Below are 24485 nucleotides of genomic sequence, written 5' to 3'. Positions count from 1 at the left end.
AGTAACATCGGCTGTCCTCCCATGAGCACCCAAGACTCCACCAACGAGAACGCAGCCGCGTCCGAACCGTCGCCTACCCGACGGCGTTGGATGCGCCTCATCATCGGTCTGATCGCCATCAACGTGGTGGTCTTCGGGGGGATCCTCTATTACCTGGTGGGTGCTCGGGAGGCCATCGAGGCGATTCCGACCACTTCCATCCCGAGCCTGGCCCGGGAGCCGGAGCCGGTGGTGCCCGTGGTGACCGAACCAACGGGTTCCACCATCCCTGCCAACCCCGGCACACCTGCCGTTGAGGAGTCGCCACCCGAGCCCCTGGCGCCGGTCACCTTCCTCGTGGTCGGGGGCGACACGCGCGAGGGTCTCCCGGACGAGTTGGAGATCAACGACCGGCTGGACGGCAACCGGGCCGATGTGATCATGCTCGCCACCCTCGACGGTGATGAGGCCAGGGTTCTCAGCCTGCCCCGTGACCTGCAGGTCGATATAGGCGGATACGGGCTTGTCAAGCTGAACGCCGCCCTCGCGCTGGGTGGCGGCGACCTGATGGTCTCCACGGTGGAAGAGTTGACCGGCGTCCAGATCGACCACTACGTGGAGATGGACTTCTACGGGTTCGCCAGCATCGTCGATGCCCTGGGAGGGGTCGAGATCACCTTCGCCTACCCGGCCCGCGACCTCAAGTCGGGCCTTGACGTCGAAGCCGGCGTTCAACTCCTGGACGGTAAGGAGGCGCTGGCCTACGCCCGGTCCCGGGGTTACCAGGAGCGCCGGGGCAACGCCTGGGTCAGCATCGACGCCAACGATCTGGGCAGGATCCGCCGGCAGCAGAGCCTTCTGTTCGCCATGCTGGAGTCCGCCAAGCGCTGGACGATCGTGTTCGACATACCGGCCGTGCTCCGAGCCGCCGGGGAGCATCTGGTGATCGATGCCGGTCTGGACGCCCAGCGTCTCCTGGAACTGGGCTGGGCGGCGCGCAACCTGAACAGGGGCAACATCCAGGTCTACTCGCTGCCGGTATGGGAGAGTACGGAGAACGGCGTCTACTACCTGCATCCGAGACAACCCGAGGCGAACGAGGTCCTGGCCGCTTTCATCGGTGCTGCTGTGCCGACCGGCGCATCGGAGCAGCAGCAGGAACTCCGCCTGAAGGTGTTGAACGGCAACGGTGGCAATGCACAGGCCAGCCAGTGGGCGGCCTGGTTCGAGGACCATGACGGAGTGTCCGGCTCGGTCGGGGTGGGGGACGCCGCCTCATTCGACTTCGACAACACGGTGGTGCGAGTGCGTCCTTATGACCACGAGATCGGCCGGAAGGTAGTGGAGATGCTGGGCTTCGGGTTGGTGGAGGCAGGCTCGGTGGACGACAGCCTGGATGCGGTGGTGATCCTGGGCGCAGACGCGCTGGCCGCCGATGCGGTCCTCGGAGGTTGACATGAGCCGTCCGGGTGCGGACGACGGGGAGGGGCCGGCAGGGGCGAGTGCCTTGCGCGAGATGCGGATAGGGGTGATCGGGGCCGGCTACGTGGGCCTGGTGCAGGCAGGCGGGCTGGTTCGGCTTGGCCATGAAGTCCGGCTGGGCGAGTGGGATGAGGCCAGACTCGATGCCCTCCGGGCCGGACGGGTTCCAATCTACGAGCCGGGCCTGGCGGCGCTCATATCCGAGGGCAGGGCTACGGGGCGGCTCAGCTTCCACGCATCCAACCGGGAGGCCGTGAACGGTGCGTCGGTGGTCTTCATCGCCCTGCCCACTCCCTCGGACGATCGCGGAACGGTGGACACTTCCACCCTGGACCGTGCGATCGCCGACGTGGCGCCCTCGTTGTCCGCCGGATCGGTCCTGGTCATCAAGTCCACCGTTCCGGTGGGTACCGTCCGGCGGATCTCGCAGATGCCGGCTGTCGCGGAACGGGATGTCGGGGTTGTATCCAATCCCGAGTTCCTGCGGGAAGGCTCGGCGGTGGAGGACTTCTTGAACCCGGACCGGATCGTCATCGGCTCGACCGACCCCCACACGGCGGAAGTCCTCGCATCCGGCGTGTACCGCGACCTTCCGGGCGAGCGGGTACTGGTCGATCCCGCCTCGGCGGAGATGATCAAGTACGCCGCCAACGCCTATCTGGCCACCCGGGTCAGCTTCGTGAACTCGATCGCCAATCTGTGCGAGGAAGTAGGCGCTGACGCGGCCGCCGTGCTCAGGGGAGTGGGCCGCGATCACCGGATCGGTTCCTACTACCTCGCGCCGGGACCCGGTTACGGTGGATCCTGCCTGCCGAAGGACACGCGCGCGCTGAGCGGGATGGCAGAACGGCACGGGTACGACTTCCGCTTACTCCGGGCTGTGATGGAGGTCAACGAGGACCAGAGGCGAAGGATCGTCGGCAAGGTCGCGGACGCCGTGGGTGGGAACCTGTCCGGCGCGACGGTGGGTCTGTGGGGTCTGGCGTTCAAGGCGGGGACGGACGACGTCCGGGAGTCGCCGGCTGCCGATCTCGCCCTGAGGCTGACCGCAGCGGGCGCGGCCGTCCGGGCCTACGACCCGCGGGCCTCTCTGTCGATGCCGGGGATGGAGTTGTCGCCCGATCCGCTGGCCGCGGCGGACGGGGCCGATGTCCTGCTGGTCGCGACCGAGTGGCCCCAATTCCGGCAGGTCGACCCGGTGGCCGTCAAGGCGGTGATGCGGGGCTCGGTGGTGGTGGATGCCCGTAACCTTCTGGATGCGGCGGCCGTCCGGGCCGCGGGGCTCTCCTACCGGGGCGTGGGGACGGGCCGGTCATGATCTGGAGCCGGGGTCCCACCCAAGGGCGAGCCCTGGTGACCGGGGGTGCGGGCTTTCTGGGGTCGAGCCTGGTCTACCGGCTGATCTCCGACCGCTGGTCGGTCCTGGTGGTGGATGACCTCTCGTCGGGCCGCCTGTCCCGCCTGGCCGACGCCCGCCGGTTCGGGAAGGTGAGCGTCCATCAGATGGACATCCGCTCCGAGCATCTGGCGTCCGCAGTCGCCAAGTTCGCCCCTGACCGGATCTTCCATCTGGCCGCCCAGACATCGGTGGCGGTCTCCGTGGCCGATCCGGGCCTGGATGCGGACATCAATGTCACCGGTACCCTCAACCTGCTGGAGGCGACCCGGCTGGCCGGCATGCCCCGCCTGGTGTTCGTCTCCACCGGGGGCGCCATCTACGGCCCGGACGCCCCGCTCCCCACACCGGAGGACACCCCCAAGCATCCGGCGTCGCCCTATGGCCTCTCCAAGCTGGTGGCCGAGCAGTACCTGGACCTGTGGAAGCGGCTCCGAGACCTGGACTACGCGGTCGTCCGCCCGGCCAACGTCTACGGGCCACGCCAGGACTCCTCGGGCGAGGGAGGTGTTGTGGCGATCTTCGCCAAGGCCTGCATGGACAGGACCCGCCCGACCATCTTCGGAACCGGCGATGACACCAGGGACTACGTGTACGTCGAGGACGTGGTGGATGCGCTGGTACTGGCGGGGGACACGGGAGGGGGAGGTGTCTACAACATCGGCACCGGCGTCGAGACCAGCACCCTGGAGGTGTTCAGGGCGGTGGCCCGAGAAGCCCGCTTCGGTGGCGGAGCGAACCACGGACCACCGCGTGCCGGCGACGTTCCCCGTTCCGCCCTCGAATGCAGCCGGGCACGTCGAGAGCTGGATTGGAGGCCCCGCACCTCCTTTGACGAGGGCATCAAGGCCACGGTCGACTGGTTCGCTACGAATTAGTTGCTAGTTGCTAGTTGGTGTTATATACCACTGGCCACTGACCCGGGCGTGTGCTAGCGGAACATGTCTTGGCCGGGGCTCCGTACCAGGTCGGCGCTCGAGCCCTCACCCGGCGGGTAATCCGCCCCACGAATCAGGGCGGCGGGAATGCCCTTCGCCTTGCCCATCACCAGGTCGGCCGCCGCGGCCAGCTCGTCCGCCAGCGCCACCTCCGTCACTTCGAGGGTGTTCCCGTGGGTGTCCAATGTTCCCCGGTAGTCGACCACGGCCGGGATACCGGCCACGCCGATCGCCACATCGGTCAGGCCGTGGCGCCACGCCCTTCCGAACGTGTCGGTGATGATCACGCCGATCGTCACCCCGAAGACCTGCCGGAGACGGGTACGGATCCGCCGCGCTGACCGGTCAGGAGCGATGGGGAGGAGCACCGCGGAGCCGGCGCGGACGTTGGACTTGTCGACTCCGGCGTTGGCGCACACGAACCCGTGATGCGTCTCCGTGATCACCAGCTCGTCACGGCGGCGGAGCACGGCCGACGCCTCCCGCTCGATCAGCCGGAGACGGGCCTCCGGGTCGTCGCCGATGTCCTCGATACGACCCTCGGCCTTCGATACCAGCTTGTGGGTCACGACCAGCACGTCCCCGTCCGCCGGCTCCAGCCGGGACTCCGCCAGCCCTCCGATCAGCAGTTCGGCCACGTCATCACCGGGCTCGGCCTCGGGAACGCCCTTGACGGGGATTATCGAGATGGTCATGTATCGAGTCCCAGCAAGCCGATCATCCGTCTGGCCAACCCGACCGCCTGTTCCACCTCCGCGATGCGGGTGGGTCCGGCGTGGACCGACAACCCCGAGCGGGTCAGGGCGGGCACGTCGGCCCGGTCGGCGCTGTCGATGAAGAAGTCATGTATCAGGCCCGGATAGGCCGCTGCCACCCCGGCGTTGCCCGGCGGGAGTCCCAGCGAAGTCAACACCCGGTCGGCCGGTCCCTTGAGCGCCCGGCCTCCGAACAGCGGGCTGACCGCCATCACCCGGCGGGCTCCCCGGACCGCGGCCGCGATCTCGCGGACGGCCAGGATGGGCCAGACGGACAGGGGCGGGTTGGAAGGTGCGATGACCACCGCGTCGGCGTCCGCGATGGCATCCACGACCCCCGGGGCGGGCCGGGCCGTAGCCTCGCCCACGAACCTCAGCTCGGCGACATCGTCGCGGTGGCCACGCAGCACGAAGTACTCCTGGAACGCCGTCCAACGGCCGGGGCCGGTCAACACCTCGGTCCGGAGACGATCGTCAGTGGCGGGAATGATCGTCGACTCCACCCCCATCATTCCCGCCAGATCGGCGGTGATGGCGTGGAGGGGATCGCCGTCCCGTAGCCGCAGGGTCCGGTAGAGGTTGAGGGCGGCGTCGGCGTCTCCGATCCGGAAACGGGTGTCGACCCCGAAGCTTGCCAGATGGTCCATCAGCACCATGGTGTCACCGGCTCGACCCCAGCCGGCGGTCCCTTCCTGTCCCGCCAGTGTGTAGAGCACCGTGTCCAGGTCGGGGGACACCGACCACCCGTAGAAGGTGTCGTCGTCGCCCACGTTCACCACCACCGTGGACTCGACACCCTCCAGGTGCTCGAACCCACGAGCCAGGCGGGCGCCTCCGACCCCGCCGGACAGGAGGACGACGCGGCGCGTCACGGACCGGGCGCCGGGGTGACGGTTGTTGTCTTGTAGTTCATTCCGTAACACAATGGGGTATCCATGACACAGTCCTCTCCACCGTCACCGAAGCCGCGCGTCCTGGCGCTGGTGGTGGCCCGCCGGGGAGACGACGTCGCCGAAGTGCTGGCAAGCATCGACTCCCAAGTCTACGAGGTCGAGGACGTGGTGGTCATCGCCGAGCGGCGGCCGGGTGTCACGCCGGATGCGAACGGGCCCAAGACGGCCCGACGGCTGTCGGAGGCCCTGGACGCAGTTGACGGTCCGGTCGACTACCTGTGGATGCTCGACTCCCGTACCACGGCCCGGCCCGACGCGCTGGTAGCGCTGATCGACGCCGCCGAGAGCCTGGAGGCGTCCGTGGTGGGGTCGAAGGTCCTCGATACGGACCATCCCGACCGGCTGCTGTCCGTGGGCGGGCCTACCGATGTGTTCGGGTTCCCGTACACGGGCCTCGAGACCGGGGAGATCGACCAGGAGCAGTTCGACGTCATCCGGGACGTGGCGTTCCTGGAGCCGGCCTCGCTGCTCGTCAGAAGGGACCTGGCCGAGGGTCTGGGCGGGTTGGATCACTCCCTGCCCTACCTCTCCTTCGGCCTGGACATCTGCCAGAGGGCACGGGTGGTGGGCGGCCGGGTGGTCGTGAGCCCGGGTTCCGAGGTCTTCAGCCGGGCCGGCGGCGCCAAGCGGCCCACTACTTGGCGGGAGCAGGCCGGAAGGCTCCGGATCATGCTCAAGACCTACTCCCTGGTGACCCTTACGTGGGTTCTACCCGCCCTGTTCCTGGTGGGTCTGGCTACCTGGCTCTACCGGCTCGGGAAAGGCTCTCTCACCGGACCGGTGGACTGGGCCCGCACCTGGGCCTGGAACCTTCTCTACCTACCCTCGACCCTGCAGGCCCGGCGGCGCGCCCCCGCGACTTCCATGGAGTCCGATGCCGAGCTGTTCCGGTTCCAGGTCCGCGGCTCGCTGGAACTGCGCGAGATCGCGGCCGAGTTGGGCGCCCTGCTCGGCGCCGGCGCTGAGCAGGAGGAGCCGGACGATCGCGCCCCGCCCGCCTTCTGGCAGAGACCGGATGTGATAACGACCGTGCTGGGGGTGGCGCTGGTCCTCGTGCTCACCCGCTCCATCATTGCCGAGGGGCTGCCGGCGACCGGATACCTGCTGCCGCTGGCCGAGTCGGCCTGGGACACCCTGCGCGCCTATGCCGGTGGATGGCATCCGGGCGGGCTGGGCAGTCCCGAGCCCATGCATCCCTCGGTCGGCGCCACCGCCGCGATCCAGCTGCTTCTGGGTGGTCGGGGCGGGGCCGCCGGCATTCTCACGGTGGGCGCGGTCGCCGCGGGTGTGGCCGGCACGGTGACCCTGATCCGGAGGCTCGGCCTCAGTCGCGGAGCCTGCCTGGTGGCCGGGGCGGTCTTCGTAGCCGGGTTCCCGGTGCTGTGGCTGGCCGCGGAAGGCTACTGGCCCGGCCTCCTGGCGCTCGGCGGGCTCCCCTGGTCATTGGCGGGAGTGGTGGGGCGTGATCCGGAGACCGTCCGGGGCTGGACGGGGCGCCTCGCCAGGGTGGGCCTCGCCACCGCTGCCTCGGCTGTCTTCGTCCCGCTCTCGATCGTGATTCCCATATTGTTCGGACTGGTCTGGGCGCCAGTGACGCGGCGCGGCCGCCCCCTGGTCGTAGGCGCGGCCGGATCGGTGCTCGCCCTGCCCGTGTTGATGCCGTGGTTGAGCGGACGCGGCGTGGCCGGGGTGCTGGGGAGCGGCGCGCCGTTCCACCCCGATCCGTCATGGTGGGCGGCCGTTCCGCTGCTGGTGGCGGGCACGGCGGCCATGGTGGTTGCCCGGGGCCGGCCGCTCTCGGTCGCCGTGACGGGTACGGTGATCGGATCGGTCGGTTTTCTCGTGGCGCGGGCCGGTTCTGCGGGCGCGGGCCAGGAAACCACGGCCGCCGGCCTGATCGCCACTGCTGCGGGAGCCGCACTGGTCGTGGCCGGCGCTCTCGACGCGCCCGCCTCGCTCGGTATCGACGTCTCGCTGCCCCGGACGGCGGCCGCGTACGCGGCGATGGTGGCGGCCATAGTGGTCGGTGTGACCTCCCTGATCGCGGCGCCGGCCGGCCGCATGGGGCTGCCTGACGACCGGTTCGGCGCCTTCGCGTTCGCGTCCAGCCGGGCCGAGGCCCATGGCCCCGACCGGGTGCTGCTCACCGGGCCGCCGGAAACCCTTCCGGGGCAGCATCGGGTGCTGCCCGATGGCACGCCCTACCGCCTTATCGGCGGTGTCCTGGACTACCCGCAGGCCTGGCTGCCGGAGGCGCGCCTGGGAGATGCGGCCCTCGAGGAGACGCTGGTCGGGTTGATTGCCGGGCAGGAGCTTCGCCCGGGAGAGTTGCTGGCGCGGTTCGGTATCCGCTGGGTGGCGGCTACCGGTCCGAGCCCGATTGCGGACGCTATGAGCGCGCAGTTGGATATGAGACCTCTTGCCGGCCTCTTCGTGGGGGAGTCCGGAGGCGTATGGGAGAACGACGTCCCCGCCTACCGGGCAATGACCGATCGCGGGGTGGCGTGGTCGTGGGTGGCGCCCGACTACGAGGGCCGGCAGGCCGGAGGCTCGGTCCGGATCGCGGAGAACGCCGACCACCGATGGGGCCCGGGCGCCTGGCAACAGGACGGCTGGGCCAATCGCGTGCCGGCGGAGGCGGGAGTCGCCACCTTCGGAGGGATGGGTTCGTACCGGTTCCAGGCGCGGGCGGCAGGCGTCATGGTGATCCTGCTGGCGGGCCTGTCACTGGTCCGGTCCAGGCGTGAGGCCGGGGACGGACCGGCATGACCCGCATACTCGGTCTGGCCGTGGCCGCCGTGGCCGTCTTGTTCGCGACCATGCAACCCGCCCCGGGGCCGCCGGTTCCGGCCGTGGAGGACATCAGCCGCGCGGAGGCGCCGACCGTGGGGCCATCCCATTTCGCCCACTGTCCCTGGTCGCGCTCCGACAGCCTCAGGAACTCGTCGTACAGCGTGATGGGCGAAGGCCCGACCGGCTTCGATCTCTCCTTCCTCGAGGGCGGCGAGGTGGAGGACAGGGTGTCGGGCTTGATCGACACAGACACGGCGGCCCGGGTGGAGAACCCCCGTCCGGTCGGCGCCAGTTCCGCGATGGTGGAGTTCTCTACGAGCGTGGGCTCGGTCGGGGTGGTGACGGCGGGTGAGGGTCTGCTGGCGGGCGACCTGTGCTCAGGGGGGATTCCGGACTCCTGGCATCTACCGGGAGGTTCCACGCTCGAGGGCGAGAGCCTGGTCCTCCGGCTCTTCAACCCGTTCACCGCCGACGCCCGGGTCGACCTCTGGGCATTCAGCGAGTTGGGTGTCGAGGCCGGAGAGACTCTGGAGGGATTGACGGTTCCGGCCCGGCGCACGCGGGTCGTGGCGCTCGAGGAAATACTGCCCCGCCGGGAGTCCCTGTCGATAATCGTCCGACCGGTCGCGGGTTCGGTCATTCCGGTCATGTTGCTGGATACCGGCGCTGATGTGGCCGTCTGGCCGGGCACCGGCGCCGGTGACGGATGGGAGTTCCCGGTAGCCGGCGCGGTCGGGCTACGGAGTGACCTGGTCCTGACCAATGAAGCTTCGATTCCGGTCAACTTCCTGATCGAGGCGTTCGACGAGTCCGGCGCGCAGTTGCCCACCCAGGTGGGGCGTATCGAGGGGCCCGGGCAGGTGCGGGTGTCACTGGAGGGGTTGAGTTCGTCCGGGTTCGGGGTGCGGGTGACCGGCGACGGACCCTTCGGCGCGGCCATCGTGGCTCGATCGGAGACCGGCATCGCCGCGACCGTGGGCGCTCAGACCACGGCAACCGGATGGTTGGTTCCGGGCCCGGGCGTGGTCCCGTCCGGGAGCCGGCTCAGGCTGCTCAACGCCGGGGTTACCGAGTTGACCGCCACCTACCGGACGCTCACGCCCGAGGGAAGGACGCGTGCCAACGTGATCGAGATTCCCCCCAACTCGGTCCGCACCATCCACATCGCGGCCTCGGAGGTCGCCGGCCTGCGGGTCACCGCCCAAGGCCCGCTAACGGTGGGGTGGCTGGCGACCGTGTCCGGCCGGGCGATGTTCTCGGGGGCGATCCCGAGTGGCTGAGGACTTCGTGGTTCGCCTGCTGGTGGTCCTGCTGGCGGTAGGAGTGGTGTTTGCGGCGGCCGTTTTCCGTCCGAGGCGGCCCCGCACTCCGCTCTCCGTGGAGGGGAACCTCGACGGCCCCGGCGTCTACCTGTTCACTGCCGCCGGGTGTGATGCGTGCGATGAGGCCCGCCTGGTCTATCGGGAGGTCCTGGGCGAGTCGGGCTTCACGGAGCGGAGTTGGGAGGAGCATTCCGACCTGCTGGCCCGGGTCGGGGTGGCCGACCTGCCGGTGGGCGCGGTGGTCGGCGCCGACGGCAGGCAAGTGGCCTCGTTCGTCCAGGTACCGAAGCCGCCGGCCCTCCGGAGGGCGGTCCGGAAGATGCGGGTATGACGGGGACCGCCGAGCCGGCCGGGCCGATAGAGGACGAGGTGGGTTCGCAGGGATGGTCCACCCGGACCTCGGCCATCTTGGTGGCCATGGTCTCGCTGGCGACCCTGGTGGCGGTGGCCCCCCACCTGCTGCTGGTCGCCAACACCCCGACGGGCGGCGACATGGGCGCTCACGTACTCGGCCCCGCCTACCTGCGGGACGTCCTGCTCCCGTCCGGTCGGATCATGGGCTGGTCGAACCACTGGTTCGCCGGGTTCCCGATCTTCTACTTCTACTTCCCCCTTCCCTCGCTGGTGATCGTGGCCCTCGACCTGGCACTCCCCTACGGGGTGGCGTTCAAGACGGTGACGGTCGTGGGGCTGGTCGCGCTCGCTCCGGCCACGTACTTCCTCGTCCGGTCAATGGGTTTCGCCCGTCCGGTCGCCGCGGTCGCCGCGGCGGCGGGAGGCGTCTACGCCTTCATGGAGACCCCCACCCCCAACATCTTCGGCGGCACCATCGCATCCAGCCTGGCCGGGGAGTTCTCGTATTCATGGTCGTTCGCCTTCTCCCTGGTCTACCTGGGCTGCCTGCTCAGGGCGGTGCACGACGATCGCAGGTACTTCGTGGGCGCGGCCGCCGCGCTGGCCGGGACCGCGCTCTGCCATGTGATCCCGACCATGGGCGTGGTGTTCGCATCGCTGATCGTGCTGCTGGCGACGCTGTTCGTGCAGGTGGCGCGCTCGGGGTGGTGGGGGCGTCTCCGGACCGGCGCTCGCCCGGAGGGGGCTCGCTCCGGGCTGTCCTGGTGGATCGTTCCGGGAACCTGGGCGGTGGGCTTCATGCTGGCTGCATTCTGGGCGTTGCCCCTGATCATCCGGCTCCGGTACACGACCGAGATGAACTGGCAGCCCCTGGCGGGGTTCGACGAGCTTGTGCCGGTGGAACTGTGGCCGGTGGCCATCCTGGGCGTGATCGGGCTGGTGATGGCCTTGCGGCGGACCGGGCGGGCCCTCGCGCCGGCTGCCTTGACGCTGGTGCCGATCCCCGCCTTCTTCCTTCTCAGCCAGGGAGCAAAGCTCTGGAACGGCCGTGCCCTTCCCCACTGGTTCTACGGCCTGCACCTCTTCGCCGGTATCGCGGTCGGCCTGCTGGTCGTGGCGGCCATCCGCAGGCTCCCGGAGCGCCTGCCCACCTGGTGGGTGCAGAGCGGCATCGTGGGCGCCGTCCTGGTGCTGGTGTTCGGGCCTCGTATCGGGGAACCCGCCTGGAACATCGAGGGCGTGCCCGCCTGGGTCGGTACGTTGCGGCTGGAGCCGCTCGTGGAGCGGATCTCGGGCCCCGACATGCTGGTGGCGGCGGCCGGGGTCCTCCTGCTATGGCTGGTGGGACGCCGCCCGCGGCCCGCCACCCGGACGGTCCTTCCCGTCCTGGCGTCCGTGGCGATCACGGGAGTCATCTTCGTGGGGGTGGTCACCGAGGAGAACTACGTGGGCGCCTGGGCACGCTGGAACTACCTCGGTTACGAGGGTAAGGCGACCTGGCCCGAGTACGAGGGGGTGATGTCGGCAGTGGGCGCCCTGCCGCCCGGGCGGGTGCAATGGGAAGCCAACAGCGAGCTCAACAAGTACGGCACCCCCATGGCGCCGATGCTGTTCCCCTACTGGACGGAGGGCACCCACCCCTCGATGGAGGGCCTCTACTTCGAGTCCTCGGTCACCACCCCCTTCCACTTCCTCAACGCGTCCGAGTTGAGCAGTTCCCCCTCCAACCCGATTCCCGGCCTGGCCTACCACAGCCGCGACATCGACCGGGGCGCCGTGCATATGCGCCTCTTCAACGTGTCCTACTACGTTGCCTACACCGACACGGCCAAGGACAGGGCCGACCGGCATCCGGACTTCACCTTCGTTCAGGATTCGCCCCCGTTCCGGATCTATTCCCTTCCGGAGAGCTCTCTCGTGGAGGTGGCGGTCAACCAGCCCTGGGTCTTCGAGGAGTCAGGCTCCGGGCTCCTCACCTCGCTGGTGACCACCTTCACCCAGGACACCGAGCCGCACTTCGTCGACGTGGCCCTCGACTGGTACGAGGACATCAGCCTCGTGGACCAATGGATCGTGGCGGGCGGTCCCTCGCACTGGGAGCGGACCACTCCCGACCTCGACGGCGCCACCGTCCCGGTCACGACCGACTCGGACGTCGAGGTGTCCGACGTGGTGCTGGAGGATCACCGCGTGGCGTTCACAACCACCGGCGTGGGCCTTCCCCACCTGATCAAGGTGTCCTACTTCCCGAACTGGACGGCCTACGGCGCCGAGGGTCCGTGGCGGGCCACCCCGGCCTTCATGGTGGTGGTCCCGACCGATAGCGAGGTAGAACTGCGTTTCGAGAACACCTGGGTGGAGATGGCGGGATTTGCGTTGACCCTCGCCGGAGCGATCGTCCTGGTCATCTGGTTGGTCGCTCTCGTACGCCGGCGGATGGCTCCCGCCCGGCTACCGCCCGAGGGGCTCCGCGACCCCGCCCTGCGGGGCACCGGCCGTTCGGGATACGGCTGAGCCGTTACCCGAGGCTCCGGCGCAGCGCGATCAGTCCCCGGAGGGTGCGCGGGACCCGCCGGAGCAGCGAGGAGCGGGCTTCCCGCAACTCCTCCACGGTGATAGGAACCTCGATGATGCGGTGCCCGGCCCGCTCGGCCCGAAGCACCAGTTCGGTGTCGAACAGGTCCTTGGTGAGGCGCACTCGTGGGAGGAGCGCCTGGGCTACGGGAGCCCGGAGCGCCTTGATGCCGTGGGTGTCGCTCAGCCCGGATCCGACCACGGCCCGGAGTGCCAGGTTGAACACTCGGGTGGCCAGGCGTCGTATCCACGGTCGCCGGTCCAGGGAACCGGGGTCCCGCTTCGAGGCGATCACCACATCGGCCGATCCGTCGAGCTCAGCGACCCTTTGCAGGAATTCTCGAGAGTGGTAGTCGATGTCGAACACCACCAGCCATCCCAGGTTCCCGGCCGCCTCCATACCGGTGCGGATGGCAAGCCCGTAGTCGGCGCCGTCGATCCGGATCACGTCCAGGCGGGGATCGGAGGACGCCTCGGACAGGGCCTCGGCATGGGTGGCGTCGGTCGATCCGTTCTCGACCAGGATGATCCGGTACCGGGGCGTCACCGCCTCCACCTGCTCCCGGATACGGGCCAGGGCGGGTCCCATGAAGCCGGCCTCGTTGTGGACCGGGATGATGATGGTGATCTGCGGTGGGGTCATGTTCGTTACCGGGGCGAGTGTAGGATCGGACTCGGCGACCGCCGCAAATGCCTCACTCCACGCCGGCCGGGAAGGCGGTGTGGTATGGCCGCCAGAGCACGGCAGGCTGGCACGCAGACAGACCAGTAGTCGGGATATCTCGTGGGAAGCCCTGACCCAGACCCTTTCGACCGAATCTTCCTGGCCTACGACGTCCGGGGTCGGGTGGACAGGGGGGATCTCGACGAGGAGATCGTCGAGCGCATCGGGGTGGGCTTCGCCCGGGTCACCGGCGCCTCGACGGTAGCCCTGGGACGAGACTGCCGGTCCTCGTCAGAGTCACTGGCGGCTGCTTTCCGGAAGGGAGTCCGGTCGCAGGGATGCGATGTGGCCGACCTGGGCCTGCTTCCCACCGAGGTGGTCTACTACCACTCCGGCCTGTACGGGGTTCCCGCCGCCGTCGTTACCGCGTCCCACAACCCGGCCGGTTACAACGGTCTCAAGTTCTGCCATCGCGGGGCGGCGCCGATCGGGTCGGGCTCGGGGCTGGAACGAATCCGGGATGTGGCGCGCTCGTGGACCGGGGACTCCCGGGGGGAGGCCAGAGGCGGGGTCATACGGAGAGACGCCCTGCCCGGTTACCTGGAGCATGTGCTCGGAATCGTCGATCCGGGGGGCATCGGGGCGCTTCGGGTGGCGGTCGACGCCGGGAACGGGATGGCCGGGCTCGTGGTAGGCCCGCTCTTCCGGCAGTTGCCCTCGTCCACCCTGATGGGCCTCTACCTGGAGCCCGACGGCTCCTTTCCCCACCATCCGGCCGACCCCCTGAACCCCGACAACCTCACCGACCTGGTCCGCCTCGTCCGCACGCGGGAGGCCGACGTGGGAGTGGCCTTCGACGGGGACGGCGACCGGGCGGTGTTCGTTGACGAGCAGGGTGTTCCTCTCCCGGGGAGCACCACCACCGCCATCATCGCGGGCTGGTTCCTGGCCCGGCGGCCGGGCGCCCGGATCGTGCACAACCTGATCTGCTCGAGGAGCGTCGCCGAGGCCATCCGGTCCGCCGGGGGGGTGCCGGTCCGGACCAGGGTGGGTCATTCGTTCATCAAGGCGGTCATGGCGGATGAGGATGCGGTCTTCGGGGGTGAGCACTCGGGGCACTACTACTTCGGCGACAACTACGGGGCGGACAGCGCGACGCTGGCCATGCTGGTGTTGCTGACCGTCCTGACCGAGGCCGGTGTGCCTCTGTCGGAGTTGAGGCGCGGCTACGAGCCGTACGCCATGTCGGGGGAGATCAACACCGTGGTGACCGACCCGACGGCGGCGATCCGGGCAGTGGCGTCCGCATTCGCCGGCGCCTCTCTGGACCATCTCGACGGGCTGACGGTCGATCTGGGAGACAGCTGGTTCAACGTCCGGCCCTCCAACACCGAACCCTTGCTCCGTCTCAACGCCGAAGCACCCGACTCCGGGTCGTTGGACGAACTCGTGGACAGGGTGCGGAAGGTGATCGACTCCGCCTGACATCCATGGTCGGTCGGCGCGGGGGCAGACTGTCACAGGGTCCGGATACAACAGGGGGCATGGTGTGTGTGGTGTGCGGGTGGTGGAACCCGTCGGCAGGAACTTCGCGGAGGGATCCGGAGAGGAGATCGTCGGTATGCCCCGCCTGCGCGGCGTCCCTGCGGCCCGGCGGCGAGGTCAGGCTCCCGTCGGGCGTGCTGGTGCGCTCGCTGCTGGAACACGGGGGTCCGATCCGCAAGGCCGTCCACGCCATGAAGTACCGGGGAGCCGACCGGGTCGCCTCGGGGCTGGCTCCCCTCCTGGTCGATCTCCTTCCCACCGGCGCGACCGCCCTGGTACCGGTACCCAGGTCGCTGCCTCGCCGGGCCAGGTTCGGTACCGACCCGGGTAGGGCACTGGCCGTGGCTCTAGCCCGGACAGCCGGCCTGCCCGTGGCCGACGTGCTGCGCGCCCCCATGCTCCACCGCAGCCAGATACGGTCCAGGCGCCGCGGTGGCCTGCGGTTCCGGTCGGTGTCGCGGCCGCCGGGGGGAGCGGTGCTGGTGGACGATGTGCTGACCACCGGCGCCACCCTGAGCTCGGCAGCCGCAGCCTGCCGGGGCGCCGTCACCGCGGCCATCACCCTCACCCGCTCCCGATCGGGTGGAGGCGGTATCCGATTAACATCGGATCATGGAAGTCCGGATACGCGGGCGAGGAATCCGGTTCACGGATGAGACCCGTGCCCATGCAGTAGGGCGGGTCAGCCGGACGGCCAAGTTCTTCGACCGACTCGGTGAGATCGATGTGAACGTCACCAGGGTCAACAGCCATGACACCGACCACCGCTTCCGGGCCGAGCTGTCCGCTCGTGCGGCCGGCCAGGTGGTCAGGGCGACGGGCGAGGGTGACACCGTAAGCCGTTCCATCGATGCCGCATCGGAGCACTTCGAACGCCGGTTGCGCCGGCTCTCGCAGAAGCTCAGCGACCGCCGCCGCCACCGTCCGAAGCCCGACGTTCGCGCGGGCGGTCGCCGCCGGCGGTCCGACCGACCCGATGACCGGCACGCGTCCATCACTCGGGTGCAGCGGCCGGTCGGCAAGCCGATGACTCCCGAGGAGGCGGCCATCGTCATGGATGAGATGGGAGAGACCGTGGTTCTCTTCTCCAACGTCGAGACGGGGGATCTGAACGTCATCCACCGGTCCAAAGGCGGGTGGCTGGAGTTGATAGAGCCCGCCTAGCCGGACCACACCCATTCCGTGCGTGAGCGCCGGTAGCCGCTACGGCCCGGGGTAGGGGTTCTCACACGCTCCTGCGGCGGATAGCATGACCCGGCGGGTCGACCTGACGTGTCCTCCTGCCCGATAGACGAGAAACGGTGAATCATGTCGCTACTCGGCAAGGTACTGCGTGCCGGCGAGTCCAAGAACCTGAAGTCCCTCGAGGCGCTGGCGGAGCGGGTCAACCAGATGGAGCCCCTGATGGAGGGGCTGGACGACTCCGCGCTCGCCACCAAGACCGTCGAGTTCCGGAGCCGCCTCGAGTCCGGGGAATCGCTGGACGATCTGGAGGTCGAGGCCTTCGCCACGGTCAGGGAGGCCGCCAAGCGGACGCTCGGCCAGCGGCATTACGACGTCCAGGTGGTCGGCGCCGGCGCTCTCCACCGGGGCATGATCGCCGAGATGCGGACCGGGGAGGGCAAGACACTCGTCTCCACGATGCCGGTCTACCTGAACGCCCTCGGCGGGACAGGCGTGCATGTTGTGACCGTCAATGACTACCTGGCCGCCCGCGATGCCGAGTGGATGGGGGGCATCTACCGGATGCTGGGCCTTTCCGTGGGCCTCATCCAGGCAGGGGACGATCCGGCCTCGCGCAAGCCCGCCTACGAGGCTGACGTCACCTACGGCACCAACAACGAGTTCGGCTTCGACTACCTGCGCGACAACATGGCCATGTCCATGCAGCTACGCGTGCAGCGCGGCCATCACTTCGGCATCGTCGACGAGGTGGACTCGATCCTGGTGGACGAGGCTCGTACCCCTCTCATCATCTCCGGGAGGGTGGGCGACAACGCCCGCTGGTATCGGGAGTTCGCCCGGTTGGTGCGGGGTCTCCGCGAAGACGCCCACTACGAGGTCGACTACGGCAAGCGGCAGGTCCTGACCACCGAGGAGGGCGTGGCCCAGGTCGAGCGCATGCTGGGCGTGGAGAACATGTACGACCATGCGGCGGTCGACTTCGTCCACCATCTCGAGCAGGCCCTGCGGGCCAAGGCCCTCTACCACCGCGATGTCGAGTACCTGGTCCAGCATGGCCAGGTCCTGATCGTCGACGAGTTCACCGGCCGGGTTCTCGAAGGCCGCCGCTACTCGGAAGGGCTCCACCAGGCCATCGAGGCCAAGGAGGGAGTGCGGATCAAGGAGGAGAACCAGACCCTGGCGGCGATCACCCTCCAGAACTACTTCCGGCTCTACGGCAAGCTGGCCGGGATGACCGGAACCGCCATGACCGAGGCCTCCGAGTTCTCGCAGATCTACGGGTTGGAGGTCATGGAGGTCCCCACCCATGTCTCGGTGGCGAGGGTCGACCAGCCCGACGTGATCTACAAGACCGAGGACGCCAAGTACCAGGCGCTCGCCCAGGACATCGAGGAGCGTCACCGGGAGGGCCAACCGGTGCTGGTGGGCACGGTCTCGATCGAGAAGTCCGAACGGGTGGCGAGGTTGCTGGCCAGACGGGGAGTAGCCCATGAGGTCCTCAACGCCAAGCACCACGCCCGGGAGGCCGAGATAATCGCCCAGGCCGGCCGTCCCGGGGCGGTCACGGTGGCCACCAACATGGCCGGCCGCGGCGTGGACATCCAACTGGGCGGCAACCCGGAGGGTCTGGCCCGGGCCGCCATGCGGAAGCGACCGGACCTGACGCCGGGTACTCCACCGTGGGAGAAGGAGTACCAGCAGATCCTCGATACCCACCAGGCCGCGACGGACGAGACCCGGCGGCAGGTGCTGGAGGCCGGGGGTCTCTACGTGCTCGGGACCGAGCGCCACGAGAGCCGCCGGATCGACAACCAGCTCCGTGGACGGTCGGGCCGCCAGGGCGATCCGGGGGAGTCCCGCTTCTACCTGTCCCTGGGCGACGACCTGATGAGGAGGTTCGCCAGCGAGCGGGTCAGCACCATCATGGAGCGCCTCAAGATGCCCGACGAGGTCCCGATCGAGGCGAAGATGGTAAGCAAGGCCGTGGAGCGGGCCCAGTCGCAGGTCGAGTCGCAGAACTTCGAGATCCGGAAGAACGTCCTCAAGTACGACGAGGTCATGAACCGCCAGCGTGAGGTGATCTACGAGTGGCGGGACGGCATCCTTCGCACCCGGCAGAGCCGGGACCTGGTGGTGGGATGGGTGGAGGAGTCGATCGAGGCCACAGTGCGGGCCGGTCTGCCGGAGGACGTGCCGCCGTCCGAGTGGGACTGGGATGGACTGTTCAGGGAGCTCCAGGTCCTGTACTCGTCCGAGCTATCACCCCGTGACCTGGCGGGAGCAGCCAGATCGGTCGACGAGGTGGTCGAGGCGGTTGCCGATGACGCCGTTCGCCGCTTCGAGGAGCGGGAGACCGAACTGACGCCCGAGGTGATGCGCCGCATCGAGCAGGGCCTCGCCCTGTCGATCATCGACAACAAGTGGCGGGATCACCTGTCGGAGATGGACTACCTGCGGGCCGGGATCGGCCTGAGAGCGATGGGCCAGCGGGATCCCTTGACCGAGTACCGCCGAGAGGGCTACGAGATGTTCAGCTACCTGGTCGACTCCGTGAAGCGGGACACCGCCCGCTACCTCTACCGGGTCGAGGTGGCGGAGGCTCGGCGCCGGGCCAGACCCCGGGCTGCCGTCACCGCGGGTCCGGGACCGCGGCGCCCCAAGCAAGCGAAGTCGGCCAAGGTGGGACGCAACGCCCCGTGTCCGTGCGGCTCGGGCCTCAAGGCCAAACGGTGCTCCAAGACACCCGACTGCATGGCGGCCGCCCGCGTCTGAATCCCGGGGGGGTCGGAAAGGTTGTCAAGCAATTCGGCTCTAGGAGTTGGCTGGGGCGCCGACGACGTCGATGCAGCGTTCCGCCAACCGCGACTGCCTGGGTGCCCGGCGCTCCTAGCGCTTCTTCCGGCGTGGTTTCTCGGAAGGTGCCGGGGTGGGCTCGGGTTTCTTGTATCCGGCAGTCCCCCCAGGGCCATAACCCACGGCAAGGTTGCTCCTATCGAAGGTGGCGCGGTCGGTCTCGGTCGACAAGGGCCGCGGGCGATGCCTATCGGCCCCGGATTTGCCCGTGAGTATCCGGAAGATCTGACGTAGCCTCATCGGGAACTCTCGTCCTGGTTGCCCGGTGGTTGGTCCCAATCTTCGATGCAGCGTTCTGCCAGGGGTACCGGATGGACGGATCTGGTCAGGTCGCTGGGGGACAGGAAGACGCTGGGCGGTATCCGGGGATCGAAGGATCGTAGGTATTTGGCGCCGTCCTCATCGAGTCGCTGCCAGGCGCCGGAAAAGGCATACCCGGTGGGGCCCACGATATGGCGGGCCGCCGTGAAGATGTCGCGGGGGAGGTGGCGCGCTCCCTCGCGCCGGGCCGCCCACTCAGCGATGGCGGCTCGGCATTTCCTGGTGATCGCGGCAAGCAGTCGGTCCATACCGGGATTCTATGCGGGAAGCGTTCCTAATCAGGCCGTGATCACGCCTCCGCGGGCCCGGAGTCGGCCTGCTCCCCCGAATCTTGATGTTCACAGCGCACCGGTCTGGAAGCCGGCTCCCGACCATTCACGGCGCGAATCCCAGACGCACGAAGAATCGGGGCTAACCTCCCGTCCGTCATGGACCGAACCGACCCGCGCCCGCTCATCGACGACCTGCGCGCCCGCCTCTCGGACGCCCGGAGGTTCCTTTGATGTCGATTCCAAGCTCGCCGACCTGGTCGAGCTGAGGGCACAGGTCTCCCTTCCCGACCTCTGGGACGATCCTGACCGAGCCACCCGCCTGACCCGCCGGCTGGGCCGGATCGAGCGCCTGGTGAACAGGGTGGAGGCCATGGAGAACGACCTGGACGACGCGGGCATCCTTGTCGACCTGGCCCGAGAGGAAGGCGACCGTGCCACCCTCGACGAGGTGGCTCGCGACCTTGACGCCACCGAGCGGCGGATCGCGGATCTCGAGGAGGAGTCGCTCTACTTCGGCGAGTACGACGACCATGCCGCCATCCTCAGCGTGCACGCCGGCGCCGGGGGCGTCGACGCCCAGGACTGGGCGGAGATGATGGTCCGTATGTACGTCCGCTACCTGACCGAGCTCGGCTTCGAACACGAGATCGACGACCTCCAGTCGGGCGAGGAGGCGGGTATCAAGTCGGCCACCCTGACTGCCGAGGGAGAGCATGCGTACGCGGTTCTCGAGGCCGAGCGCGGTGTCCATCGCCTGGTGCGCATATCACCCTTCGACTCCAACTCCCGCCGCCACACCTCCTTCGCCGGGGTGGACGTGGTGCCGCTGGTGGAGGATGCCGCCGTCGAGATCAGTCCGGACGACCTGCGGATCGACACCTACCGCTCCCAGGGCGCCGGTGGCCAGCACGTGAACACCACCGACTCGGCGGTCCGGCTCACCCACCTGCCGACGGGCATCGTGGTGGCCTGCCAGGCGGAGCGCTCCCAGCTCCAGAACCGGGCCAGGGCCATGGCCCTCCTCAGGGCGAAGCTGGCCGAGTTGGCCCGTGTCCGCCAGCAACAGGAACTGGATGAGATTCGCGGGGAGCAGACCGAAGCTGCCTGGGGGCGCCAGATCCGCTCCTACGTCCTCCAGCCCTACCAGCAGGTGAAGGACCTCAGGACCGGGCTGGAGGTCGGCAATGTCCAGGGCGTGCTGGACGGCGGCCTCGGAAGGCTCACCGAGTCCTACCTGCACTGGCGCCGGGCCAACCGGGAGCGGAAGGATCGGAGGGACGCCGGGGTTGACACCCGCTCCTAAACCCTTTGAGTAGTGGGGACCCGTTGGTAGTCTCAGCATCCCGTACGCTTCCGGACTCGGTGGGACAGGGACGTTCATGATCCGACTGCATAATGTTGCCAAGGTCTACGACGGTGGGGTGGTGGCAGTCCAGGAAGTGAGCATGGACGTTCGCAAGGGGGAGTTCGTCTTCCTGGTGGGTCCGTCAGGCTCGGGGAAGTCCACGCTGATCCGGATGTGCCTGCGCGAGGAGAAGGTGACCCGGGGCAAGATCTGGGTGGCCGGCAAGGACATCACCAAGCTGCCCACCTGGCGGGTTCCGTACCTCCGCCGCACGGTCGGAACCATCTTCCAGGACTTCAAGCTGCTGCCCACCAAGACCGTGGCCGAGAACGTGGCCTTCGCCCTCAAGGTGACCGGATGCCCGCGCTCCATCGTGCGCCGCCAGGTGAACACGGTGCTGGAGCTCGTGGGGCTGTCGGCCAAGACCGACCGCTACCCCCGGCAGCTGTCCGGAGGCGAGCAGCAACGGGTGTCCATCGCCCGGGCCTTCGTCAACCGGCCGCCGATCCTGCTTGCCGATGAGCCGACCGGCAACCTCGACCCCGCCACGTCGGTGGGCATCATGAGGCTGCTAGACCGGATCAACCGCACCGGCACGACGGTGATGATGGCCACCCACGACTTCGCCATCGTGGACGCGATGCGCCGCCGGGTGGTGCAGCTCGACCGGGGACGGGTGGTCCGGGATCAAGGCGAGTCGGGCTACGAGTCGTCCGAAGAGACGTGAGCACCTTTCTCTTTCTGATCGGCGAGGCCTTCGTCAATCTGCGCCGCAATGCCCTGGTGGCGACCGGCGCCGTCCTGGCCGTGTTCGTGTCCCTGGCGCTGGCGTTCGGCGCGCTGGTGTTCAACGAATTGGTGCGGGTCAACACCCTGCAGTGGCAGCAGGGAGACCACCTGATCATCTTCCTCAAGGACGAGGGCGGTCCGGTGGCCCACAGCGAGCTCCTGGCTCAGATCAACGACTATCCCGAGGTGAAGAACGCCTGGTACATGGACAAGGCGGGCGCCTACCAGGAGTTCCTGGAGATCTACAGCGACCAGCCGGCGCTGGCTGCGACGGTGACGGCGGCCGATCTTCCCGCCTCGATCCGGGTGGAGCTCGAGGACATCTCGACCTACCAGGAGGTCCAGTTCCGGTTGGTGGGCCACCCGCTCCTCAGGCGCCTATCGGTGTTCAGCGAGGGGATCGAGCGGCTGCTCAGCCTCACCGGAGTGCTCAACTCCATCGGTTTCGGCCTGGTGGTGCTCATGGGGGCGTCGGCGGTGGTATTGATCGCCAACACCATCCGCATGGCCATCTACGCCCGGCGGGAGGAGATCGCCATCATGAAGCTGGTGGGCGCCGGCAACTGGTTCATCCGCGTCCCGTTCATCATCGAAGGCGCCACGGTCGGCCTGCTGGGAGGCGGGCTGGCTGCGGCGGCGGTGTTCGCGAGTCACAACCTGCTGGAGCGAATCCCCACCGATATTCTGATCCGCTTCCAGGTTGACCAGGGGTTCCTGCTGAGCCGGGCCATCCTGATCCTTGCGTTCGGCGGTCTGGCGGGATTCATCGGGAGCAGCCTCGGGCTGAGACGCTTTCTGAGGGTGTGACCGTGCGCCGGCTGGGGCTGGTCGGGGCATTGGTGCTGGCCGTGCTGGGGGTCATGGCGGCCGCGCCGGTGCTGGTCGAGGCCCAGGACGAGGAGCAGCGTCTCGATCAGGTCGAGCGGCAGATGGCCGAGCTTGAACGGCTGATCGAGGGCGCGGAGGCGGAGCGCACGGCCTACGTGGAGCAGATCGAGGAAACGGAAGCCCGCATGGAGGAGTTGAGGGTTCGACTCTGGGCGGCGGAGGATCAGTTGACCTCGGCGGACGCGGCGGTGGCGGTGAGCCGGGATGCCTTCACGGGCCTCAGCCGCCGGGTCAGGTTGATGGACGCCGAACTGGCCAGGACCAGGCTGGACCAGCGGGTCACCGGGGAGTCCCTCCGGGAGCGAACGGTCGAGATGTACATGAGCAGCGCGACCGGGATCAACTCCCTGTTCGCGGGCGCCTGGGATCCGGAGTCCAACTCGATCCGGCTGGAGTATTCGCGCCGCCTGCTGGAGGACACGGAGTTGCTGCTGCACTCGCTCGAGATCCTGGAGCGCCAGGAGGTGACCCGCCAGGAGGAGCTGGTGCGGGAACAGGAGCGCGAAGCAGAGCTGCTCACCCGGCTGGAGGCGGAGCAAACCCTGGCCCACCAGTATCGCGCGGAGGTGGCGTCGGCGCGGGAGCAGCTCGGCGAGGAGTTGATTCGGCAGGAGGAGTTGCTGGCCGAGGTGATCGGCGAGATCGAGGACCATGAGGATCACGTGGCCGCCCTGGAGGCCGAGTCCAAGAGGATCGAGCTCGAGATCCTCCGGCGCCAGGTCCGCGAGGGGCGGGCGCCGGGCGTCCTGGCCTGGCCGGTGGGCGGCGCCCTCACCTCACCTTACGGGTGGCGCATCCATCCCATATTCGGTGATCGCCGCCTGCACACCGGGATCGACCTTCGGGGCAGTACCGGGGAGCCCATCCACGCCGCCGCCAACGGCACGGTGATCCTGGCGGGGACCTGGGGAGGCTACGGGCGGACCGTGGTGGTGGACCACGGCGGGGGCCTATCGACCCTCTATGCCCATGCGTCCCGGATCGCGGCCAGCGAGGGCGAGGAGGTGCTGGCCGGCGAGGTGGTGGCGTACGTCGGATGCACCGGCTTCTGTACCGGTCCCCACTTGCACTTCGAGGTGCGGGAGGTGGGCAGCCCGGTGGACCCGATGCTCTACCTGCCGAGGTGAGATCGTGAACCGTGAGAAGAAGAAAGCGGGCTCGGTTATCGCTTCCAACCGCCGGGCGCGGTTTGATTACGTGTTCGACGAGGAGTACGAGGCCGGCATCGTGCTGACCGGCTCCGAGGTGAAGAGCCTGCGAGCGGGCCAGGTCCAGTTGCGAGAGGCCTACGGCCTGGTACGCCGGGGCGAGGTGTGGCTGCTGGGCATGCATATCGCTCCCTACGAGATGGCCCGGCACGGTGGCCACGAGGCCAAGCGGGAGCGCAAGCTGCTCCTCCACAGCCGGGAGATCGGGCGGATCAACAGCCGCGTCCAGGAGCGAGGTCTCACCATCGTTCCGGTCAAGATGTACTGGAAGAACGGGCGGGTCAAGGTGCTGATCGGGATCGGCCGGGGTTCCCGTCGCTACGACAAGCGGCAGAAGCTGAAGGCCCGTGAAATGGAGCGGGAGGCACGCCGGGCCATGTCGGACCGCCGCCGGTCGACGTGAGACTCCCCGAGGGTTAGGGGCGAGGTCGCTTGTCACGGGACGGGTGTACACTGATCGAACAATCTCTATTGGGGGTGAACAGGTTTCGACGTCGGTAGTAGAGGTGTTGGAAGCGAGCCGAGGTCACCGGAGTCCTCGTTAAACAGCCGGTAACAACCATAAGTGCCAAGCCAAACCTTGCACTGGCTGCCTAGAGAAAGGTAGCCCGTCCCCCGGAGGGGTTCCTGCCCCCTTCGGAGTGGGCGTCGCTCAGCAGGATGGACCCTCCGGGATGCCCGGACAGGAGGGTTGAGATCAATCCGGGTGTAGGGCGGACGGTCACTCGCCGATGGAGTCCGACCGCCTGAAGGCTCGCCATCGGCTGCGCTCGGAGATGCCGCCACCGAAGTACCGACGGACCGGGGTTCGATTCCCCGCACCTCCACCTTTATTTGCTATTTATTCCCTGGTCAGAGCCATGTTTGGA

20 protein-coding genes and 1 other RNA gene are annotated in these 24485 nt (G+C 68.5%); 17 read left to right on the top strand and 4 right to left on the bottom strand.

The features are described 5' to 3' along the window. The first annotated feature begins 21 nt into the window (after positions 1-21). Genes OXK16_02775 through OXK16_02765 form a run of 3 tightly spaced genes read left to right on the top strand, consistent with a single transcriptional unit; the run spans position 22 to position 3735 of the window. Entirely contained in the window at positions 22-1434 is a 1413-nt protein-coding gene (locus OXK16_02775) for an LCP family protein (protein ID MDE0374871.1), read from the top strand. 1 nt (position 1435) lies between these two features. After that, positions 1436-2779, top strand: a complete 1344-nt coding sequence (locus tag OXK16_02770; GenBank protein ID MDE0374870.1) for a UDP-glucose/GDP-mannose dehydrogenase family protein — start codon at positions 1436-1438, stop codon at positions 2777-2779. Beyond that, the gene (locus OXK16_02765; protein MDE0374869.1) at positions 2776-3735 is read left to right on the top strand and encodes a GDP-mannose 4,6-dehydratase; all 960 of its coding nucleotides are present in this window, start codon (positions 2776-2778) and stop codon (positions 3733-3735) included. Before OXK16_02770 ends, OXK16_02765 begins: the two co-directional genes overlap by 4 nt. A gap of 53 nt (positions 3736-3788) precedes the next feature. On the opposite strand, the gene cofE is transcribed toward OXK16_02765, so the two are convergent. Both cofE and OXK16_02755 read right to left on the bottom strand, forming a co-directional pair. Continuing rightward, positions 3789-4490: a coenzyme F420-0:L-glutamate ligase gene (cofE, locus tag OXK16_02760; GenBank protein MDE0374868.1), complete on the bottom strand. Its 702-nt coding sequence runs from the start codon at positions 4488-4490 to the stop codon at positions 3789-3791. Continuing rightward, entirely contained in the window at positions 4487-5422 is a 936-nt protein-coding gene (locus tag OXK16_02755; GenBank protein ID MDE0374867.1) for a 2-phospho-L-lactate transferase CofD family protein, read from the bottom strand. Before OXK16_02755 ends, cofE begins: the two co-directional genes overlap by 4 nt. 63 nt (positions 5423-5485) lie before the next feature. Here OXK16_02755 and OXK16_02750 point away from each other — a divergent pair, with 63 nt between their 5' ends. The 4 genes from OXK16_02750 to OXK16_02735 are packed head-to-tail and all read left to right on the top strand — an operon-like array spanning position 5486 to position 12486. Further along, positions 5486-8272: a glycosyltransferase gene (locus OXK16_02750; protein MDE0374866.1), complete on the top strand. Its 2787-nt coding sequence runs from the start codon at positions 5486-5488 to the stop codon at positions 8270-8272. Beyond that, complete coding sequence (locus tag OXK16_02745) at positions 8269-9576, top strand: DUF5719 family protein (protein MDE0374865.1); 1308 nt, start codon at positions 8269-8271, stop codon at positions 9574-9576. The genes OXK16_02750 and OXK16_02745 overlap by 4 nt, the downstream gene beginning before the upstream one ends. Further along, on the top strand, positions 9569-9949 hold the full coding sequence (locus OXK16_02740) for a hypothetical protein (protein ID MDE0374864.1): 381 nt from the start codon (positions 9569-9571) through the stop codon (positions 9947-9949). Before OXK16_02745 ends, OXK16_02740 begins: the two co-directional genes overlap by 8 nt. Next, positions 9946-12486 carry a hypothetical protein gene (locus tag OXK16_02735; GenBank protein MDE0374863.1) on the top strand — a complete coding sequence of 847 codons (2541 nt, stop codon included), beginning with the start codon at positions 9946-9948 and terminating at the stop codon, positions 12484-12486. Before OXK16_02740 ends, OXK16_02735 begins: the two co-directional genes overlap by 4 nt. Positions 12487-12490: 4 nt before the next feature. On the opposite strand, the gene OXK16_02730 is transcribed toward OXK16_02735, so the two are convergent. After that, a complete protein-coding gene (locus OXK16_02730; GenBank protein MDE0374862.1) occupies positions 12491-13189 on the bottom strand; it encodes a glycosyltransferase in 699 nt (232 codons plus the stop codon). Between the two features lie 141 nt (positions 13190-13330). On the opposite strand from OXK16_02730, the gene manB reads away from it, so the two are divergent. The 4 genes from manB (at position 13331) to secA (ending at position 18712) form a co-directional block, all read left to right on the top strand. Continuing rightward, positions 13331-14695, top strand: coding sequence for a phosphomannomutase/phosphoglucomutase (gene manB / locus OXK16_02725; protein MDE0374861.1), 1365 nt, complete (start codon positions 13331-13333; stop codon positions 14693-14695). 194 nt (positions 14696-14889) lie between these two features. After that, the gene (locus tag OXK16_02720) at positions 14890-15411 is read left to right on the top strand and encodes a hypothetical protein (GenBank protein MDE0374860.1); all 522 of its coding nucleotides are present in this window, start codon (positions 14890-14892) and stop codon (positions 15409-15411) included. After that, the gene (gene raiA, locus OXK16_02715) at positions 15368-15919 is read left to right on the top strand and encodes a ribosome-associated translation inhibitor RaiA (GenBank protein MDE0374859.1); all 552 of its coding nucleotides are present in this window, start codon (positions 15368-15370) and stop codon (positions 15917-15919) included. Before OXK16_02720 ends, raiA begins: the two co-directional genes overlap by 44 nt. Before the next feature lie 144 nt (positions 15920-16063). After that, entirely contained in the window at positions 16064-18712 is a 2649-nt protein-coding gene (secA, locus tag OXK16_02710) for a preprotein translocase subunit SecA (GenBank protein MDE0374858.1), read from the top strand. 317 nt (positions 18713-19029) lie between these two features. Here secA and OXK16_02705 read toward each other — a convergent pair whose 3' ends face one another. After that, complete coding sequence (locus tag OXK16_02705) at positions 19030-19362, bottom strand: hypothetical protein (GenBank protein MDE0374857.1); 333 nt, start codon at positions 19360-19362, stop codon at positions 19030-19032. Between the two features lie 180 nt (positions 19363-19542). Between OXK16_02705 and prfB the strand changes: the two genes are divergently transcribed. The 6 genes from prfB to ssrA all read left to right on the top strand — a co-directional run bounded on the left by prfB (position 19543) and on the right by ssrA (position 24446). Next, positions 19543-20689, top strand: a protein-coding gene (prfB, locus tag OXK16_02700) for a peptide chain release factor 2 (protein MDE0374856.1) whose coding sequence is annotated in 2 segments (ribosomal slippage) — positions 19543-19614 and positions 19616-20689 — 1146 coding nt in all. Because the reading frame shifts where the segments join, the coding sequence is not laid out codon by codon here. A 76-nt stretch (positions 20690-20765) separates the two neighbouring features. Then, on the top strand, positions 20766-21458 hold the full coding sequence (gene ftsE, locus OXK16_02695) for a cell division ATP-binding protein FtsE (protein MDE0374855.1): 693 nt from the start codon (positions 20766-20768) through the stop codon (positions 21456-21458). After that, a complete protein-coding gene (locus OXK16_02690) occupies positions 21455-22327 on the top strand; it encodes a permease-like cell division protein FtsX (protein MDE0374854.1) in 873 nt (290 codons plus the stop codon). The genes ftsE and OXK16_02690 overlap by 4 nt, the downstream gene beginning before the upstream one ends. 2 nt (positions 22328-22329) lie before the next feature. Then, positions 22330-23535, top strand: coding sequence for a peptidoglycan DD-metalloendopeptidase family protein (locus tag OXK16_02685; protein ID MDE0374853.1), 1206 nt, complete (start codon positions 22330-22332; stop codon positions 23533-23535). A 4-nt stretch (positions 23536-23539) separates the two neighbouring features. Further along, positions 23540-24019, top strand: a complete 480-nt coding sequence (gene smpB, locus OXK16_02680) for an SsrA-binding protein SmpB (GenBank protein ID MDE0374852.1) — start codon at positions 23540-23542, stop codon at positions 24017-24019. Between the two features lie 70 nt (positions 24020-24089). After that, positions 24090-24446, top strand: a transfer-messenger RNA (tmRNA) gene (gene ssrA / locus OXK16_02675). Positions 24447-24485: the final 39 nt, after the last annotated feature.

This window comes from bacterium, from assembly GCA_028821235.1.
Taxonomy (GTDB): domain Bacteria; phylum Actinomycetota; class Acidimicrobiia; order Spongiisociales; family Spongiisociaceae; genus Spongiisocius.
The sequence above is the reverse complement of the archived record's forward strand: the minus strand, read 5'-3'. Positions and strand labels throughout refer to the sequence as shown.